Origin of the sequence: Variovorax boronicumulans, assembly GCF_019352895.1 — a bacterium.
Classification (GTDB): domain Bacteria; phylum Pseudomonadota; class Gammaproteobacteria; order Burkholderiales; family Burkholderiaceae_C; genus Variovorax; species Variovorax boronicumulans_A.
Window position 1 is genome coordinate 121213 of the sequence record NZ_JAAAFX010000005.1, and the last position, 14503, is coordinate 135715.

The following is a 14503-nucleotide window of genomic DNA, read 5'->3' on the forward strand; positions in this document are numbered from 1 at the left end:
GTCGGCCTTCTTCGTCACCATTAATTAATTGTGTGTTTATTTATTAAGCGCCGGAAGTGTCCGGTACGAAGGAGATCGTGATGAGCAAGCCCTTGCGTGTAGGGATCGTGGGCGCCGGCATCGGCGGCGTGGCATTGGCGCGGGCCCTGCGCCTGCGCGGCATCGACGCGCACCTGTTCGAGCGGGCGCCCGCCTTCGGCGAGATCGGCGCGGGCGTGCAGATGACCCCCAACGCGGCCAAGGTGCTGCAGGCACTGGGCCTGGGCGAGGCGCTCGAACGCATCGGCTTCCTGCCCGAGGCGATGGTCGGGCGCAGCTGGGACACGGCGCGCGAACTGTTCCGCACGCCGCTGCGCGAGACCTGCCCGCGGCTGTTCGGCGCCGGCTTTTATCACGTGCACCGGGCCGACCTGCACGCCATCCTGTGCGAGGGCATTCCGGCCGACAAGGTCCGCTTCAACGTGCAGTGCGTGGGCATCGAACAGGGCGCGCAGGGCGCGCAGGGCGCGACCGCGCGCTTCGCCGACGGCACGTCCTTCGAGGCCGACCTGATCGTCGGCGCCGACGGCATCCATTCGGTGGTGCGCGACGGCCTCTGGGGCAAAACCGCCGCGCGCTTCACCGGCCACATGTGCTGGCGCGCGCTGGTGCCGGTCGAGCGGCATCCCTTGCCCTTCGTGAGCCCGGACGCCTCGTTCTGGATGGGCCCGAAGGCGCACATCGTGACCTACTACGTCAAGGGCGGCGCGGCCGTGAACATCGTCGCGGTCAACGAGAGCGCCGACTGGGTGGCGGAGTCGTGGACCGAGCCCAGCACCCGCGAGGAACTGCTGGGCGCCTACCAGGGCTGGCACCGCGACATCGTCGACCTGTTCGAGCGCGTGGACAGCGCGCAGACCTTCAAGTGGGGACTGTTCGACCGCGACCCGATGGCCCAGTGGTCGCAGGGTCGGGTCACGCTGCTGGGCGATGCCGCGCATCCGATGCTGCCCTTCCTGTCGCAGGGCGCGGCGATGGCGATCGAGGACGCCTACGTGCTGGCCGCCGCGCTCGCGCACCGCGCGGGCGATATCGAGGCGGCGCTGCAGGCCTACGAGGCGGAGCGCCGCCCGCGCACCGCGCGCGTGCAACTGGAGGCGCGCGAACGCGGCCGGACCTACCACCTCTCCACGCCCGAGGAACTCAAGCAGCGCGACCTGGAGATGCAGCGCCAGCAGGCACAGAACCCCAACGCCGTGGGCATCAAGGCCGAGTGGGTCTACGAGTACGACGCGACGCGCTGCGTCGAGCGTTTCGATGCCGAGGTCGTGTCGGCCTGAACCGGAGAAAACAGATGAAGACGAACTACCGCATCGGGCAGATCGTGCCCAGCTCGAACACCACCATGGAGACCGAGATCCCGGCGATGCTGCACCTGCGCGAGCAGATCCGGCCCGAGCGCTTCACCTTCCATTCCTCACGCATGCGCATGAAGCATGTGACCAAGGAAGAGCTCGCGGCCATGGACGCCGAGTCCGACCGCTGCGCGCTGGAGCTCAGCGACGCGCGCGTCGATGTGCTCGGCTACGCCTGCCTGGTGGCCATCATGGCCATGGGCCACGGCTACCACCGGGCCTCGCAGCAGCGGCTCGCGGGCGTGACCGCGGCCAACCAGGGCGCGGCGCCGGTGGTCAGCAGCGCCGGCGCGCTGGTCGACGGACTGCGCGTGCTGGGTGCGAAGCGCATCGCGCTGGTGGCGCCCTACATGCTGCCGCTCACGAAGCTGGTGGTCGACTACATCGCACACGAAGGCTTCGAGGTCGTGCACTGGCGCGCGCTCGAGATCCCCGACAACCTCGAGGTGGGGCGCCACGATCCGGCGAAGCTGCCGGGCATCGTCGCGGGCATGCCGACCGACGACGTCGACGTGATCGTGCTGTCGGCCTGCGTGCAGATGCCCTCGCTGCAGGCCATCGCGCAGGTCGAGGCGCGTACGGGCAAGCCGGTCGTGACCGCCGCGGCCGCGACCGTCTACGCGATGCTGTGCCAGCTCGGCCTCGAGCCCGTCGTGCCCGGCGCGGGTGCGCTGCTTTCCGGCGCCTACACGAAGGCGGCGGCATGAGCGAAAGCACTTTCCTGTACGGCGCGCAGGTCCACGCCAACGGCATCCGCCAGCACTACTTGCGCTACGGCGGCGCGGAAGGCGCGCGCGCGCAGCGCGATGCCATCGTGCTGATTCCGGGCATCACCAGCCCGGCCGTGACCTGGGGCTTCGTGGCCGAGCGCTTCGGCCGCCACTTCGACACCTACGTGCTCGACGTGCGCGGCCGCGGCTTGAGCGAAGCCACCGACACGCTCGACTACAGCCTCGACGCGCAAGTGGCCGACGTGATCGCCTTCGCGCAGGCGCTCGAGTTGCCGCGCTACGCGATCGTCGGCCACTCGATGGGCGGGCGCATCGGCCTGCGGGCCGCGTCGCTGCGGCCCGCAGGGCTCACGCGGCTGGTGGCGGTCGATCCGCCCGTCTCGGGCCCGGGCCGGCGGCCGTATCCCGCGCAGCTGCCCTGGTACGTGGACTCCATCCGCCTGGCGCAGCGTGGCATCTCGCTCGAGCAGATGCGTGCCTTCTGCCCGAGCTGGAGCGAGGCGCAGCTGCGCCTGCGCGCGCAGTGGCTGCACACCTGCAACGAGGGCGCCATCGTGACCAGCTTCGAGGCCTTCCAGACCGACGACATCCATGCCGGCCTCGCGCGCATCGCGGTGCCGACGCTGCTGCTCACCGCGGAGCGCGGCGACGTGGTGCGCCCGGCCGACGTCGACGAACTGCGCGGCCTGCTGCCCGCGCTGCTGGAGCGGCGCGTCCCCGATGCGGGCCACATGATCCCGTGGGACAACGAGGCCGGCTTCCACGCCGCCTTCGGCGACTTCCTCGGCCAGGCCCTGGACTGAGCGGCCGCGTCGCTCCTGCTTCCGACTTCCTTCCCAACCCTCACTGCCCGGAGACCCCTCATGGCTGTCAGCGACACCGACCTCATCCGCGCCTGGACCCAGGTGCTCACCCTGTCCAACCTCGAACCGGGCGCGGCCGTCACCGTGCTCACCAGCGAGCAGACCCACCCGCAGACGCTGCGCTGCGCGATCACCGCCGCGAGCATGATGGGCGCCAGCGTGAGCCGGCTCGACCTGCCGCCGGTCAACGGCGACAAGGCGCTGAGCCGCGATCCGCTGGCCTACCTCGGCACCACGCCGCTGACCGGCAACCGGCCGGCGATCGCCGCGCTCAAGGCCTCCGACCTGGTGCTCGACCTGATGACGCTGCTGTTCTCGCCCGAGCAGCACGAGATCCTGCAGGGCGGGACCAGGATCCTGCTCGCCGTCGAACCGCCCGAGGTGCTGCTGCGCATGGTGCCGACCGCCGCCGACCGCGAACGCGTGCTGGCCGGCGTGGCCCTGCTCAAGGGCGGCCGCGAGATGCGCGTGACCTCGGCCGCGGGCACCGACCTGCGCTGCCCCTACGGCGAGTACCCGCTGACTGCCGAGTACGGCTTCGTCGACGCACCCGGACGCTGGGACCACTGGCCCAGCGGCTTCGCGTTCACCTGGCCCAACGAGGGCCAGGCGCACGGACGCATCGTGCTGGCCAAGGGCGACGTGCTGCTGCCCATGAAATCCTATGTGGGCGAGGCCATCACGCTCACGGTCGAGAAGGGCTTCGTGACGCGCATCGACGGCGGCCAGGAGGCCGAGATGCTCAGCGAATACATCGAGTCCTTCGCCGACCCCGAGGCGTATGCGATCTCGCACATCGGCTGGGGCCTCCAGCAGCGCGCCTACTGGTCGACGCTGGGCCTCTACGACCGCGAGGGCACGATCGGCATGGACGCGCGCGCGGTCAGCGGCAACTTCCTGTTCTCGCTCGGCCCGAACAACGAAGCGGGCGGCAGCCGCACCACGGCCTGCCACATCGACGTGCCGATGCGCCGCTGCACGGTCACGGTGGACGGCCGCGAGGTCGTGCGCGACGGGCGCGTGGTGGAGTCGCTGATGCCCGCGCCCCCGGCCGCACAGGAGGCCGCCCATGCATGACGCGCCGGACACCGCCGTCTACCGGCAGCAGGGCTTCGGTGCATCGCTGCGCCTGGCGCCGCCCTTCGGCCTGCTGATCGTCGACTTCGTCGAAGGCTTCGCCGACCCGGCGGTCTTCGGCGGCGGCAACATCCCGCAGGCGATCGCGCGCACCCACGGCTTGCTCGCGCTGGCGCGTGCGCAGGGCTGGCCGGTGGCGCACAGCCGGATCGTCTATGCCGACGACGACGGCGATGCGAACGTGTTCTCCGACAAGGTGCCGGGCATGCTGACGCTCAAGGAACACTCGCCCGCGAGCGCGATCGTGGCCTCGCTGGCGCCGCGCGCGGGCGAACTGGTGGTGCGCAAGAACGTCCCCTCGGCCTTCTTCGGCACCACGCTCGCGCCCTGGCTCACGCAGCGCGGCGTGCGCACGCTGGTGGTGGCCGGGTGCGTGACCAGCGGCTGCGTGCGGGCCAGCGTGGTGGATGCGATGTGCTGGGGCTTCGCGCCGGTCGTGGTGAGCGATTGCGTGGGCGACCGCGCCATCGGGCCGCACGATGCGAGCCTGTTCGACCTGGCGCAGAAGTACGCCGAGGTGCTGCCGCTCGAGGGGCTGCGTTCGAGGCTGGCGCTGGCGGGCTGACGTGCGGGGCGCCTCGCCTCAGGCCGCCTCGAAGCCGCCGACCACGAAGCGCGTGACCTGTTCGATCAGCGACTCCGTGTCGGCGGGGTCGTAGACGCCGGGCCGTGTCATCTCTTCCATCCGGTGCGTGTCCGAGAAGGCATAGAGGTAGGTGCCGATCATCATCGTGACGCGCCAGTGCGCATCGAGCTCGCTCAGGCCCGGCAGCGCGGCGCGCAGCGCCTCCACATAACGCAGCGTGGAGCTGCCGTAGGCCAGCGTGCGCAGCTCGTACGAGATCTCCGGCGGCTCGGTGTGCAGCCGTGCCTGCAGCCGCAGGAAGGCGCGGCCCTGCGGCGAGGCGCGCAACGAGACCGTGGGCAGAAGGAAGGCCCGCACGACTTCGCGCGCCGTGGCCGTGCCCGCGCGCTGCAGCGCCTCCAGGCGCTCGATGCGCTCGAGCGACACCGGTTCGCTGCGGCGCAGGAAGGCCTGCTCGAAGAGGCCGAACTTCGAGCCGAAGTAGTAGCTGATCAACGCCTGCGTCACCCGGGCCTTCTCGGCGACCTCGCGCATCGAGGTGCCGGCGTAGCCCAGCGTGGAGAACACCGTCTCGGCCGCATCGAGGATCTCGTCGCGCACGACGCTCGTGCCTTCGGGCCGGCCCGGACCTCTGGGCTTGCGATGCTGCTTGGTATCTTGTCTTTTCTCGGGCATCGCGAACCTGTAATTAATTGGTTGATCAATGATTATCGGGCATGCCTCGTCGGCATGCCGGGCCCTGCTACCCTTCGCCGGACCCGAATCCCAGCCCACGCACCATGCCCGATCTCCCCACCAGCCCCGCCGCCGAGCGCAACAAGCAACCCATCCTCGAGGTGCTGCAGCGCACGCTCGGCCCGCAGGGCCGCGCCCTCGAGATCGCGGCCGGCACGGGCCAGCATGCGGTGTGGTTCGCCGCGGGGCTGAGCCCCTGGCTCTGGCAGCCGAGCGAGGCCGATGCACGCATGCTGCCCCTGCTGTCGCGCCGGGTCGAGGAGGCCGCGTTGCCGAACCTGCAGGCACCGGTGCTGCTCGACGTGATGGCGCCGCAGTGGCCCGCGCAGGGGCCGGCCTTCGGCTGTGACTTCGATGCGGTCTTCTGCGCCAACATGCTGCACATCGCACCCTGGCCGGCCTGCGCCGCGCTGATGGACGGCGCGGCGCGCCACCTGCGGCCGGGCGGCCTGCTGCTCACCTACGGGCCCTACTTCGAAGAGGGCCTGGAGGTGGCCAGCAACCTGGCCTTCGACGAGGACCTGCGTGCGCGCAATCCGGCCTGGGGCATTCGGCGCCTCGACGATGTGGCGGCACAGGCCGCGCGCGCGGGGCTGCATCTGCGCGAGCGGCACGCGATGCCGGCGAACAACCTGCTGCTGGTGTTCGCGCGCTGAGCGTTCAGTACAGGTTGTGGCGGACCGCGTGCGCGTAGTGCGCATCGATCTGCGTGATCTGCGCGTCACCGATCGTCTGCGCTTCGGTGCCGAGCGCCGCGAAGGCCCGCATCATCTGGCCGACCGTGGGCAGGGACTGGCGCTCGCGCCGTGCGTCGTCGGACCAGAGCCCGGCGCGGTGGATGGCCTTGCCGCAATGCACGATCACTTCCTCGATCCACACCACGGTGGCCGTCTTGGGCGTGCGCTCCCCCTCGCGCGGGCATCGACCCGATCTATTTCGGCGTGCTTTTCATCATCAACAACGCGATCGGAATGATCACGCCACCCGTCGGGGCCGTGCTCAACGTCGTGTGCGGCGTCGCGCGCATCCGCATGGACGACGCGATCAAGGGCGTCATGCCTTTCATGGTCGCGCAGCTGATCGTGCTGCTGCTGCTGATCCTCTTCCCCGCGCTGGTCACCGTGCCGGCCGCCTGGTTCCACTGATTCACCCGCAACACCAAGGAGACATACCGTGAAATTCAAACGCATCCTGATCGCCGTGGCCGCCACCCTCGCGCTCGGCGCCGCGCAGGCCCAGGTGGCGAAGTTCGGCTTCGGCGCGAGCGACGACAACTCGCAGGGCCTGGGCGCCAAGCGCGTGGCCGAACTGGCCAAGGCCAAGACCGCGGGCCGCGTGAACATCTCGACCTACGGCAGCGGCAAGCTCGGCACCGACCCGCAGATGCAGTCGGCGCTGCAGGGCGGCGTGCAGGAGCTGATGGTGGGCCCGACCTCGAACCTGGTGGGCATCATCAAGGAGTACGCGATGCTCGACCTGCCCTTCCTGGTGTCGAACTTCAAGGAGGCCGACGGCCTGCTCGACGGCCCCGTGGGCCAGGCGCTGGCGCAGAAGCTCGAGGCCCACGGCCTGGTCGGCCTGGCCTACTGGGAGAACGGCTTTCGCCACCTGACCAACTCCAAGCGGGCCGTCACCAAGCTGGAGGACATGCAGGGCCTGAAGATCCGCGTGATCCAGAACCCGGTGTTCATCGACACCTTCAAGGAGCTCGGCACCAACCCGGTTCCGATGCCCTGCACCGAACTGTACGGCGCGCTCGAGACGCGCTCGGTCGACGCGCAGGAGAACGGCCTGGGCCTGATCGAGTCGGGCAAGTTCTACGAGGTGCAGAAGTTCCTCTCGCTGACCGGCCACAGCTACACGCCCTACATCGTGCTGGCCAGCAAGAAGTGGTTCGACAAGCTCTCCGAGGCCGACCGCGCGGCGGTGCGCCAGGCGGCCGTCGAGGCCGGTGCCTACCAACGCAAGATCAACCGCGAGCAGTCGGCCATGCTGGTCGGCGAGATGAAGAAGCATGGGCTGCAGGTGACCGAGGTCGCGCCCGCGGAGATCGCGCGCATGCGCGAGAAGGTCAAGCCCGTGCACGACAAGTTCACGCCGCAGATCGGCAGCGCGCTGATGGCGCAGGCCAAGGCCGAGATCGCCAAGGCCGGCGGCGGCAACTGAAACCCCTCTCCACTCCCCAGACAGAGAACATCCTCCATGAATCTTCCCGATATCGTTTCCGCATTCCAGGTCGTTGCCACCGCGTCGGTGGCCGATGCCGTCGACAAGGTCTGCGGCAAGCGCGGCTACCTCGACGAGGCCATCAAGCCGCGCATCAACGACAAGCGCATCGTCGGCCCGGCCGTGACCGTGGTCGAAGTCGCGACCGACGAATTCCTGCCGCCGCAGCATGCGCTGGACCTGATCGACGAGGCCGAGGCCGGCAGCGTGATCTGCATCGCCATCAGCGGCGAAGCCGACGTGGCGGTGTGGGGCGGCCTGATGACGGCCGGCGCCTTTGCCAACGAACATGTGGGCGCAGTGCTCGACGGTGGCGTGCGCGACATCGCCGAGATCCGCCGCGACTACGACTTCCCGGTGTTCTCGCGCAGCATCTCGCCCGGCACCACGCTGGGCCGCCACAAGACCGTGGCCTCGCAGGTACCGGCCATGATCGGCGGCGTGATGATCCATCCGGGTGACATCGTCGTGGCCGACATCGATGGCGTGGTGGTGGTGCCACGCGCGCATGTCGAGGCGGTGCTCGAGATGGCGCAGGAGATCGACGCGCGCGAACTCGAGCAGGCCAAGCTGATCATCGCGGAGCGCTCGCTGCGCAAGGGCCTGGCCAAATATGGGCGCATCTGACATGGGCATCGACATCGTCTCGATCGGCGAGCCGATGATCGAGTTCAACCAGGTGCGTCCCGACGCGCCCGAGTTCCGGCAGGGCTTCGGCGGCGATACCTCCAACGCGATCATCGCGGCGGCCCGCCAGGGCGCGCGCACGGCCTACGTGACGCGCGTGGGCGCCGACGAGTTCGGCAGCCGCCTGCTCGACCTGTGGCGCACGGAACAGGTCGACACGCAGGCGGTGGTGCGCGATGCGGGCGCGCCCACCGGCGTCTACTTCGTCACGCACTCGGCGCAGGGCCATGCCTTCAGCTACCTGCGCGCAGGCAGCGCGGCCAGCCGCATGACCGGGGCCGAACTGCCGGCCGCGTTGATCCGAGACGCGCGCTTCCTGCATGTGTCGGGCATCAGCCAGGCGATCAGCACCAGCGCCTGCGATGCCGTCTTCGATGCGATCGCGATCGCGCGCGAAGGCGGCACGCAGGTGGTCTACGACGCCAACCTGCGGCTCAAGCTCTGGTCGCTGGCGCGCGCACGTGCGGTGATCCGCGAGACGCTGGCGCACTGCGACATCTTCCTGCCCAGCCTGGAGGATGCCGAACTGTTCACCGGGCTGGACGACGCCGAGGCCATCATCGACTGGTGCCTGCAGGCGGGTGCGCCCACGGTCGTGCTCAAGCTGGGCAAGCAGGGCGCGGTCATCGGCACCGCGCACGAGCGCGTGCGCATCGCCGGCCACACGGTCGAGGCGGTCGACGCCACGGGCGCGGGGGACTGCTTCGCCGGTGCGCTGATGGCGCGCCTGGTCGCAGGCGATGCGCTGGCCGGCGCGGCGCGCTATGCCAACGCGGCCGCCGCGCTCACCACCACCGGCTTCGGCGCGGTGGCGCCGATCCCGCGGCCTGAGGCGGTGCGGGCCTTCCTGGCGAGCCACGCCGCGGCATAGCGGCGCTGCGGGTTCAGGCCGGCACTTCGTCCCGCGCCCGCTGCGCGCGCCCCGGCGCCGCGACCCGCGGCTGGGGTTCGATGGCCTGGCGCACCAGCTCGGCCAGCCGCAGCACCGGCGCCTCGGGCCGGGCCTGCGCGCGGTAGAGCCACAGGCCCATCGGCGGCAGCTTGGGCAGGCCCGCGGTCGCGGCATCGATGCCGCGCACCGACGGGGGCAGGCCGAAGGGCGTGCGCAGGGTCAGGCCCAGGCCGGCCGAGGTCGCGGCCCAGAGCGCGCCCAGGCTCGAACTGCTGAAGGCGTGGCGCCAGGGGATGCCCGCGCGGTCGAGCGCGTTCGTCGCGATGTCGCGCACCGGGCAGGGCGCGTCGAGCAGCACCAGCGGCAGCGCCTCGGCGCTGCGCGCCTGCCGTTCGGGCCACCAGTACGGCCGGTCTCCTGCGGGGGCTGCGGCCGTGCCGATCCATTGCAGCGGCGCCTTGAGCAGCCGCTCGCCGTAGGGCATCGGCGGATGGTCGCCCGTGTCCCAGACCAGCGCGAGGTCGAGCTTGCCCAGCGTCAGCCGCTCGCGCAGTTCGGCGCAGCGCACCATGCACGCCTCGATGCGCACCTTGGGATGGGCGCGCGCGAAGCGGCCCAGCACCGTGGGCAGCAGCGTCTCGCCGAAGTCCTCCTGCAGGCCCAGCCGTACCCAGCCCTCGAGATCGGCGCCGCGCATCGCGGCCGCGGCTTCGTCGTTGAGCTCAAGCAGCCGGTGCGCGTAGGCCAGCAGGGTCTGGCCGGCATCGGTCAGCTCGAGGCCGCGGCCGGCCTTGCGGAACAGCGCGGTGCCGGCCTGCGCTTCGAGCTTCTTCAATTGCGCGCTCACGGCCGAGGTCGAGCGCCCCAGCTTGTCGGCCGCGCGCGCATAGCTGCCCAGCGCGATGCCGGTGGAGAAGCTGCGCAGCACGTCGAGATCGAACATCACATGGCTCATCTGGACTGTCCTGGATTTTGGGATGGTGTGGCCATTATTTTCTGATTTTCAAAACCTTGGCGGCGCCCGAGACTTCGCCCACCATGCATTCCGACGCCGCGCTGTCCCTCCCTTCGTCCGCTTCCTCCACCCTCGGTCCGCGCCATCGATGGAAGGTGCTGGCCGCCGGCGTGGCCGCCAACGCGGCCTTCTCGGTGGCCTTCAGCGGCATCCCCATGACCGCCGTGCTGATGCGCTCGGGCTACCGGCTCGACAACGCCACGCTGGGCCTGGTGCTGGGCCTCATGGGCCTGGGCATCGCGTTGAGCGAACTGCCCTGGGGCCTGCTCACCGACCGCTGGGGCGACCGCCCGGTGCTGCTGCTCGGCCTGGGCGCCACCGCAGCCGCACTCGCGGCGATGGCGCTGTGGGCCGCGCCGCATGGCGACCAGATACCGGGGCTGGGCTGGCTGGCCGTCGGCCTGCTGAGCGTGGGCCTGCTGGGCGGCAGCGTCAACGGCGCCAGCGGCCGGGCCGTGATGACCTGGTTCGACGAAAGCGAACGCGGCCTGGCGATGAGCATCCGCCAGACCGCCGTGCCGCTGGGCGGTGCCGTCGGCGCGCTGCTGTTGCCCCTGCTGGCGCTGCACGGCGGCTTCCGCATGCTGTACGCGGTGCTGGCCGGGCTGTGTGCGCTGGGGGCGCTGATGGCCTGGGCCTGGGTGCACGAGCCTGCGGTGCCGATGCGCACACCGGCGCCCGTGGCCGGTGGCACCCACGAGCGCGGGCCGCTGCACGATGCGCGCATCTGGCGCATCGTGGCCGGCATCGGCATCCTGTGTTCGGCGCAGTTCGCGGTGCTGTCCTTCGGCACCGTGTTCCTGCACGACTTCGGCCACCTGGGTTGGGCGGCCATCACCGCCGCGATGGTCGCGGTGCAGGTCGGCGCGATGGTCATGCGCGTGTGGAGCGGCCGCTGGACCGACCGTCGGCGCAACCGCCCGGCCTACCTGCGCGGCTGCGCGCTGCTGAGCCTGCTGCTGTTCGCGGCGCTCGGCGCGCTCACGCTGTCGGGCGCGATGGCCACGCAGACCTCGGCGGGACGCATCGGCCTGCTGGTGCTGCTGACGCTGGCCGGCATCAGCGTGTCGGCCTGGCACGGCGTGGCCTACACCGAGCTCGCGACCCTGGCCGGTGCGGCGCGCGCCGGCACCGCGCTGGGCATGGCGAACACCAGCGTCTTCCTGTTCTGCTTCGTCACGCCGCTGCTGATCCCGCACCTGCTCACGCTGCAGGGATGGCCGCTGGTGTGGTTCGTCGCGGGCGGGTGCGCGCTGGCGGCCATGCCCTTGATGCTGCCCGCGCGGGTGCGGCGCTGAGGGCCGGCCCTAAGCCGCGAAGTACCGCCAGAGCAGCGCCAGCCCCGAGCACAGCACGACCACGCTCACGATGCGCATGAACTGCGCCCGTGGCATCCCGAGCGTGAGGCGCCGGCCGACGGCCGTGCCGACCAGCATCGCGGGCACCAGCCACAGCGCGAGCAGCAGCAGCGCCCGGTCGGCATAGACGCCCGCCAGCAGGAACAGGACGGCGCGCGTCAGCGTCGACAGCCCGATCAGCGTGGACTGCGTCACGCGGATGCGCTCGCTGGCCTCGATGCGCCCGGCCAGGTAGATCGCGTAGATGAAGCCGCCGCTGCCGAACAGCGCGGAGAACAGTCCGCCGACCGCGCCGAAGGGCCAGGCCGCGCGCGGCGACAGCCGTGCCTTCTGCTTGAAGCCGGCGAGCGCGTAGAGCCCGTAGCCCACCGCGAAGAACCCCAGCGCAGCCAGCAGCACCTCGGGCCGGCCGTGCAGCAGGATCGCCGCGCCGACCAGGCTTCCCAGCGCCATCGCGGGCACGATGCGCCGCAACTCGCCGGTGTCGGCCGAGCGGCCGTCGCGCAGCACGTTCACTGTGGCCGCCGCGAAGTCCAGCAGCGCGAGCAGCGGCACGATCACCGCCACCGGCACGAACTGCGCGAGCAGCGGGCCGGCCACCAGCGCGGTGCCGAAGCCGGCCAGGCCGAAGATCACATAGGCCAGCGTGACGCCGGCGCAGACCAGAAGCAGGTGCAGCGGTGCGAGCGGCAACGCGGCCGACACGGAAGAGAAGAGGGCGTCCACGCGGCGGGGTTCCGATGACAAGAAGAGGAAGCCGAATCTATAGGCCTGCGCATCGCGGCGCCAATACCGAATGCGGCGCGGCGTGATCTCGAAATCAGCTGGATGCGCTGCGGTCCTCGCGGCCCACGGCCCGCACCAGGGCGTCGGCAAAGCGCAGCACGCGCGCCGGCGCGTCGGGCCGCCACAGCGCGAGCAGCTCGGTCGTGCAGGCCGGGTCTTCCAGTGCCAGCACGCACACGCCCTCGGGCGCGTACCGGCCCATCGAGGCGGGCACCACGGCCACGCCCAGGCCGCCCTGCACCAGTGCCAGTTGCGCCCACTTGCGCGAACGCACTGCCGCCGCCAGCGGCTGGAAGCCGGCCGCCGCACACAGCTCGGCCACCCGATGGCTCAGGCCACCGCGTTCGCGGTGCGGCAGCGCGACGAAGCGCTGGTCGCGCAGTTCCGCCAGCGCGATCCGCTCACGGCCCGCGAGCACATGGCCGGCCGGCACGAGTGCCACCAGCGGCTCCTCGTAGAGCACCACATGGCGCACGCCCTCGTAGCGCCGCAGGATGGGCGCGCGCGCCAGGCCGATGTCGGCGCGGCCCTCGTGCACCTCGAGCGCCTGGCTTTCCGACGAGGCCTGCGCCACCTCGATCGTGATCGACGGGTTCTGCTCCGCATGGCGCCGGAGCAACGCAAGCAGGGGTGCTGTCAGCGGGACCGAACTCGAATGCAGCAGCTGCAAGGTGCCCTGTGTGCCGCGCTGCGCATGCGCGGCATTGGCCGCCGCGCTTTCGAGCGCCGCGAGAATGCGCCGCGCATCGGCATAGAGCGACTGGCCCGCGGGCGTCATGGCCAGCTTGCGCGCGTCGCGCAACAGCAGCGGCACCTGCAGTTCGCGCTCCATCTCGCGCACCTGCCGGCTCAGCGCCGACTGCGCGACGAACAGCCGCTCGGCCGCCGGACTGAAGCCGCCCGCATCGACTATCTCCACGAAATAGCGCAGTTGCCGATGGGTGAGCATGGGGGGATTCTGGCATTCGGGTCGGCGCCGAACGGCACCTGCGCAAAGGCTGCTGGTCGACCGTCGCCAGGGCGCCGTGACGGTCGACCACGGGGAAGGCCGATCCAGTTTGCTCAAAAGTATTGCAAAATGTTTCTTGAGGGCATGGCAGATCGCCGCCCCCCCGAGGAGCACGCACGATGGCAAGACGCAGGAAGACCGGTGCCGACGATCTGATGGATCTGGTGGCGCTCCTGCCGTGGTGGGCGGGCCTGGGATTGGCGGTGTTGAGCTACCTCGTGCTGCATGCCCTGGCGACAGCGCCCGTGCCCCTGGCCCAGAGTGCTCAGGACATGGGCCAAGTGGCTGTACGCGGCCTCTGGCGTGGCCTCGCCTATGCGGGGCAGTTCATCCTGCCGTTTCTCTGCGCCATGGGCGCATTGGCTTCGGTGCTTCGGCGCCGCCGGCGTCGCACGCTGCTGAACACCGTCTCGCAAAGCAAGGCCGCCGATGCGCTCGAAGGCATGACATGGCAAGCGTTCGAGTTGCTCGTCGGCGAGGCCTTCCGCCAACAGGGCTACACGGTCCAGGAGCGCGGTGGTGGTGGTGCCGACGGCGGCATCGATCTGGTGCTCGGCAAGGCCGGCGAGAAGGTCTTCGTCCAATGCAAGCAGTGGAAGGCCTTCAAGGTCGGCGTCACCGTCGTGCGCGAGCTGTACGGTGTCATGGCCGCAGGCGGTGCTGCCGGCGGGGTGGTCGTCACATCGGGTCGGTTCACGCAGGAAGCGACGGCCTTCGCCGAAGGGCGGAACATCCGCCTTGTCGATGGGCCTGCGCTGCTGCAATGGATTCGGCAGGGGCGCGCGGCACCGGGGCATTCGGATAGGCCACTGAAAAGTGAAGCTGCACCGGCCTTCGCGTCGGTCCATGACGCGCCTGCCTGCCCGGTCTGCGCTCAATCCATGGTGCGCAGGGTCGCCAAGCGTGGCGCCTCGGCGGGACGTGCATTCTGGGGATGCGAAGCCTATCCGGGCTGCAAGGGCACGCGCTCGATCGATGGCGCTTGATGCCGTCAGGTCGCGCGGGCGAACGAACGACGTGCGACTTCCGCCACTGGGCGATGCCCTCCCCTGGAAGCGACGGCGCGTGAAGAAGCGGCACGCCC

At 70.6% G+C, this 14503-nt stretch carries 16 protein-coding genes and 1 pseudogene; 12 read left to right on the forward strand and 5 right to left on the reverse strand.

All coding sequences use genetic code 11. The features are described from left to right. The first annotated feature begins 80 nt into the window (after window positions 1–80). The 5 genes from K0H49_RS14290 to K0H49_RS14310 are packed head-to-tail and all read left to right on the forward strand — an operon-like array spanning window position 81 to window position 4690. A complete protein-coding gene (locus K0H49_RS14290) occupies window positions 81–1319 on the forward strand; it encodes an FAD-dependent monooxygenase (protein WP_219213610.1) in 1239 nt (412 codons plus the stop codon). Window positions 1320–1333: 14 nt separating this feature from the next. Next, window positions 1334–2101, forward strand: a complete 768-nt coding sequence (locus K0H49_RS14295) for a maleate cis-trans isomerase family protein (RefSeq protein WP_307886059.1) — start codon at window positions 1334–1336, stop codon at window positions 2099–2101. After that, window positions 2098–2928, forward strand: a complete 831-nt coding sequence (locus K0H49_RS14300) for an alpha/beta fold hydrolase (protein WP_219213613.1) — start codon at window positions 2098–2100, stop codon at window positions 2926–2928. The genes K0H49_RS14295 and K0H49_RS14300 overlap by 4 nt, the downstream gene beginning before the upstream one ends. Window positions 2929–2988: 60 nt before the next feature. Next, window positions 2989–4065: a 2,5-dihydroxypyridine 5,6-dioxygenase gene (locus K0H49_RS14305; RefSeq protein WP_219213616.1), complete on the forward strand. Its 1077-nt coding sequence runs from the start codon at window positions 2989–2991 to the stop codon at window positions 4063–4065. After that, window positions 4058–4690, forward strand: coding sequence for an isochorismatase family protein (locus K0H49_RS14310; protein ID WP_219213618.1), 633 nt, complete (start codon window positions 4058–4060; stop codon window positions 4688–4690). The genes K0H49_RS14305 and K0H49_RS14310 overlap by 8 nt, the downstream gene beginning before the upstream one ends. Window positions 4691–4708: 18 nt before the next feature. Here K0H49_RS14310 and K0H49_RS14315 read toward each other — a convergent pair whose 3' ends face one another. Further along, window positions 4709–5311 carry a TetR/AcrR family transcriptional regulator gene (locus K0H49_RS14315; protein ID WP_374122357.1) on the reverse strand — a complete coding sequence of 201 codons (603 nt, stop codon included), beginning with the start codon at window positions 5309–5311 and terminating at the stop codon, window positions 4709–4711. A gap of 179 nt (window positions 5312–5490) precedes the next feature. Here K0H49_RS14315 and K0H49_RS14320 point away from each other — a divergent pair, with 179 nt between their 5' ends. Further along, entirely contained in the window at window positions 5491–6102 is a 612-nt protein-coding gene (locus tag K0H49_RS14320; RefSeq protein ID WP_219213622.1) for a DUF938 domain-containing protein, read from the forward strand. Window positions 6103–6106: 4 nt separating this feature from the next. On the opposite strand, the gene K0H49_RS14325 is transcribed toward K0H49_RS14320, so the two are convergent. Further along, window positions 6107–6328, reverse strand: coding sequence for a hypothetical protein (locus K0H49_RS14325; protein ID WP_219213958.1), 222 nt, complete (start codon window positions 6326–6328; stop codon window positions 6107–6109). A gap of 32 nt (window positions 6329–6360) precedes the next feature. Between K0H49_RS14325 and K0H49_RS14330 the strand changes: the two are divergent. The 4 genes and pseudogenes from K0H49_RS14330 to K0H49_RS14345 all read left to right on the forward strand — a co-directional run. Then, window positions 6361–6591: pseudogene (locus K0H49_RS14330) on the forward strand (TRAP transporter large permease subunit); the annotation flags it as partial. A gap of 28 nt (window positions 6592–6619) precedes the next feature. Continuing rightward, on the forward strand, window positions 6620–7612 hold the full coding sequence (locus tag K0H49_RS14335; RefSeq protein WP_219213627.1) for a TRAP transporter substrate-binding protein: 993 nt from the start codon (window positions 6620–6622) through the stop codon (window positions 7610–7612). A gap of 36 nt (window positions 7613–7648) precedes the next feature. After that, a complete protein-coding gene (locus K0H49_RS14340; RefSeq protein ID WP_219213631.1) occupies window positions 7649–8299 on the forward strand; it encodes an RraA family protein in 651 nt (216 codons plus the stop codon). After that, on the forward strand, window positions 8286–9230 hold the full coding sequence (locus K0H49_RS14345; protein WP_219213634.1) for a sugar kinase: 945 nt from the start codon (window positions 8286–8288) through the stop codon (window positions 9228–9230). Before K0H49_RS14340 ends, K0H49_RS14345 begins: the two co-directional genes overlap by 14 nt. 13 nt (window positions 9231–9243) lie before the next feature. Here the strand turns inward: K0H49_RS14345 and K0H49_RS14350 are convergent, their stop codons facing one another. Then, complete coding sequence (locus tag K0H49_RS14350; protein WP_219213636.1) at window positions 9244–10206, reverse strand: LysR substrate-binding domain-containing protein; 963 nt, start codon at window positions 10204–10206, stop codon at window positions 9244–9246. Window positions 10207–10289: 83 nt separating this feature from the next. Here K0H49_RS14350 and K0H49_RS14355 point away from each other — a divergent pair, with 83 nt between their 5' ends. Then, a complete protein-coding gene (locus tag K0H49_RS14355) occupies window positions 10290–11564 on the forward strand; it encodes an MFS transporter (RefSeq protein WP_219213637.1) in 1275 nt (424 codons plus the stop codon). Window positions 11565–11573: 9 nt separating this feature from the next. Here the strand turns inward: K0H49_RS14355 and K0H49_RS14360 are convergent, their stop codons facing one another. Next, window positions 11574–12350, reverse strand: a complete 777-nt coding sequence (locus K0H49_RS14360) for a sulfite exporter TauE/SafE family protein (protein ID WP_374122358.1) — start codon at window positions 12348–12350, stop codon at window positions 11574–11576. 94 nt (window positions 12351–12444) lie between these two features. After that, window positions 12445–13359, reverse strand: a complete 915-nt coding sequence (locus K0H49_RS14365; protein ID WP_219213640.1) for a LysR family transcriptional regulator — start codon at window positions 13357–13359, stop codon at window positions 12445–12447. A gap of 179 nt (window positions 13360–13538) precedes the next feature. On the opposite strand from K0H49_RS14365, the gene K0H49_RS14370 reads away from it, so the two are divergent. Further along, complete coding sequence (locus tag K0H49_RS14370) at window positions 13539–14405, forward strand: restriction endonuclease (protein ID WP_219213642.1); 867 nt, start codon at window positions 13539–13541, stop codon at window positions 14403–14405. Window positions 14406–14503: the final 98 nt, after the last annotated feature.

Coding starts and splice junctions, on each gene's coding strand:
- K0H49_RS14290 (WP_219213610.1), top strand. CDS start 81: ATGAGCAAGCCCTTGCGTGTAGGGATCGTGGGCGCCGGCATCGGCGGC.
- K0H49_RS14295 (WP_307886059.1), top strand. CDS start 1,334: ATGAAGACGAACTACCGCATCGGGCAGATCGTGCCCAGCTCGAACACC.
- K0H49_RS14300 (WP_219213613.1), top strand. CDS start 2,098: ATGAGCGAAAGCACTTTCCTGTACGGCGCGCAGGTCCACGCCAACGGC.
- K0H49_RS14305 (WP_219213616.1), top strand. CDS start 2,989: ATGGCTGTCAGCGACACCGACCTCATCCGCGCCTGGACCCAGGTGCTC.
- K0H49_RS14310 (WP_219213618.1), top strand. CDS start 4,058: ATGCATGACGCGCCGGACACCGCCGTCTACCGGCAGCAGGGCTTCGGT.
- K0H49_RS14320 (WP_219213622.1), top strand. CDS start 5,491: ATGCCCGATCTCCCCACCAGCCCCGCCGCCGAGCGCAACAAGCAACCC.
- K0H49_RS14340 (WP_219213631.1), top strand. CDS start 7,649: ATGAATCTTCCCGATATCGTTTCCGCATTCCAGGTCGTTGCCACCGCG.
- K0H49_RS14345 (WP_219213634.1), top strand. CDS start 8,286: ATGGGCGCATCTGACATGGGCATCGACATCGTCTCGATCGGCGAGCCG.
- K0H49_RS14350 (WP_219213636.1), bottom strand. CDS start 10,206: ATGAGCCATGTGATGTTCGATCTCGACGTGCTGCGCAGCTTCTCCACC.
- K0H49_RS14355 (WP_219213637.1), top strand. CDS start 10,290: ATGCATTCCGACGCCGCGCTGTCCCTCCCTTCGTCCGCTTCCTCCACC.
- K0H49_RS14365 (WP_219213640.1), bottom strand. CDS start 13,359: ATGCTCACCCATCGGCAACTGCGCTATTTCGTGGAGATAGTCGATGCG.
- K0H49_RS14370 (WP_219213642.1), top strand. CDS start 13,539: ATGGCAAGACGCAGGAAGACCGGTGCCGACGATCTGATGGATCTGGTG.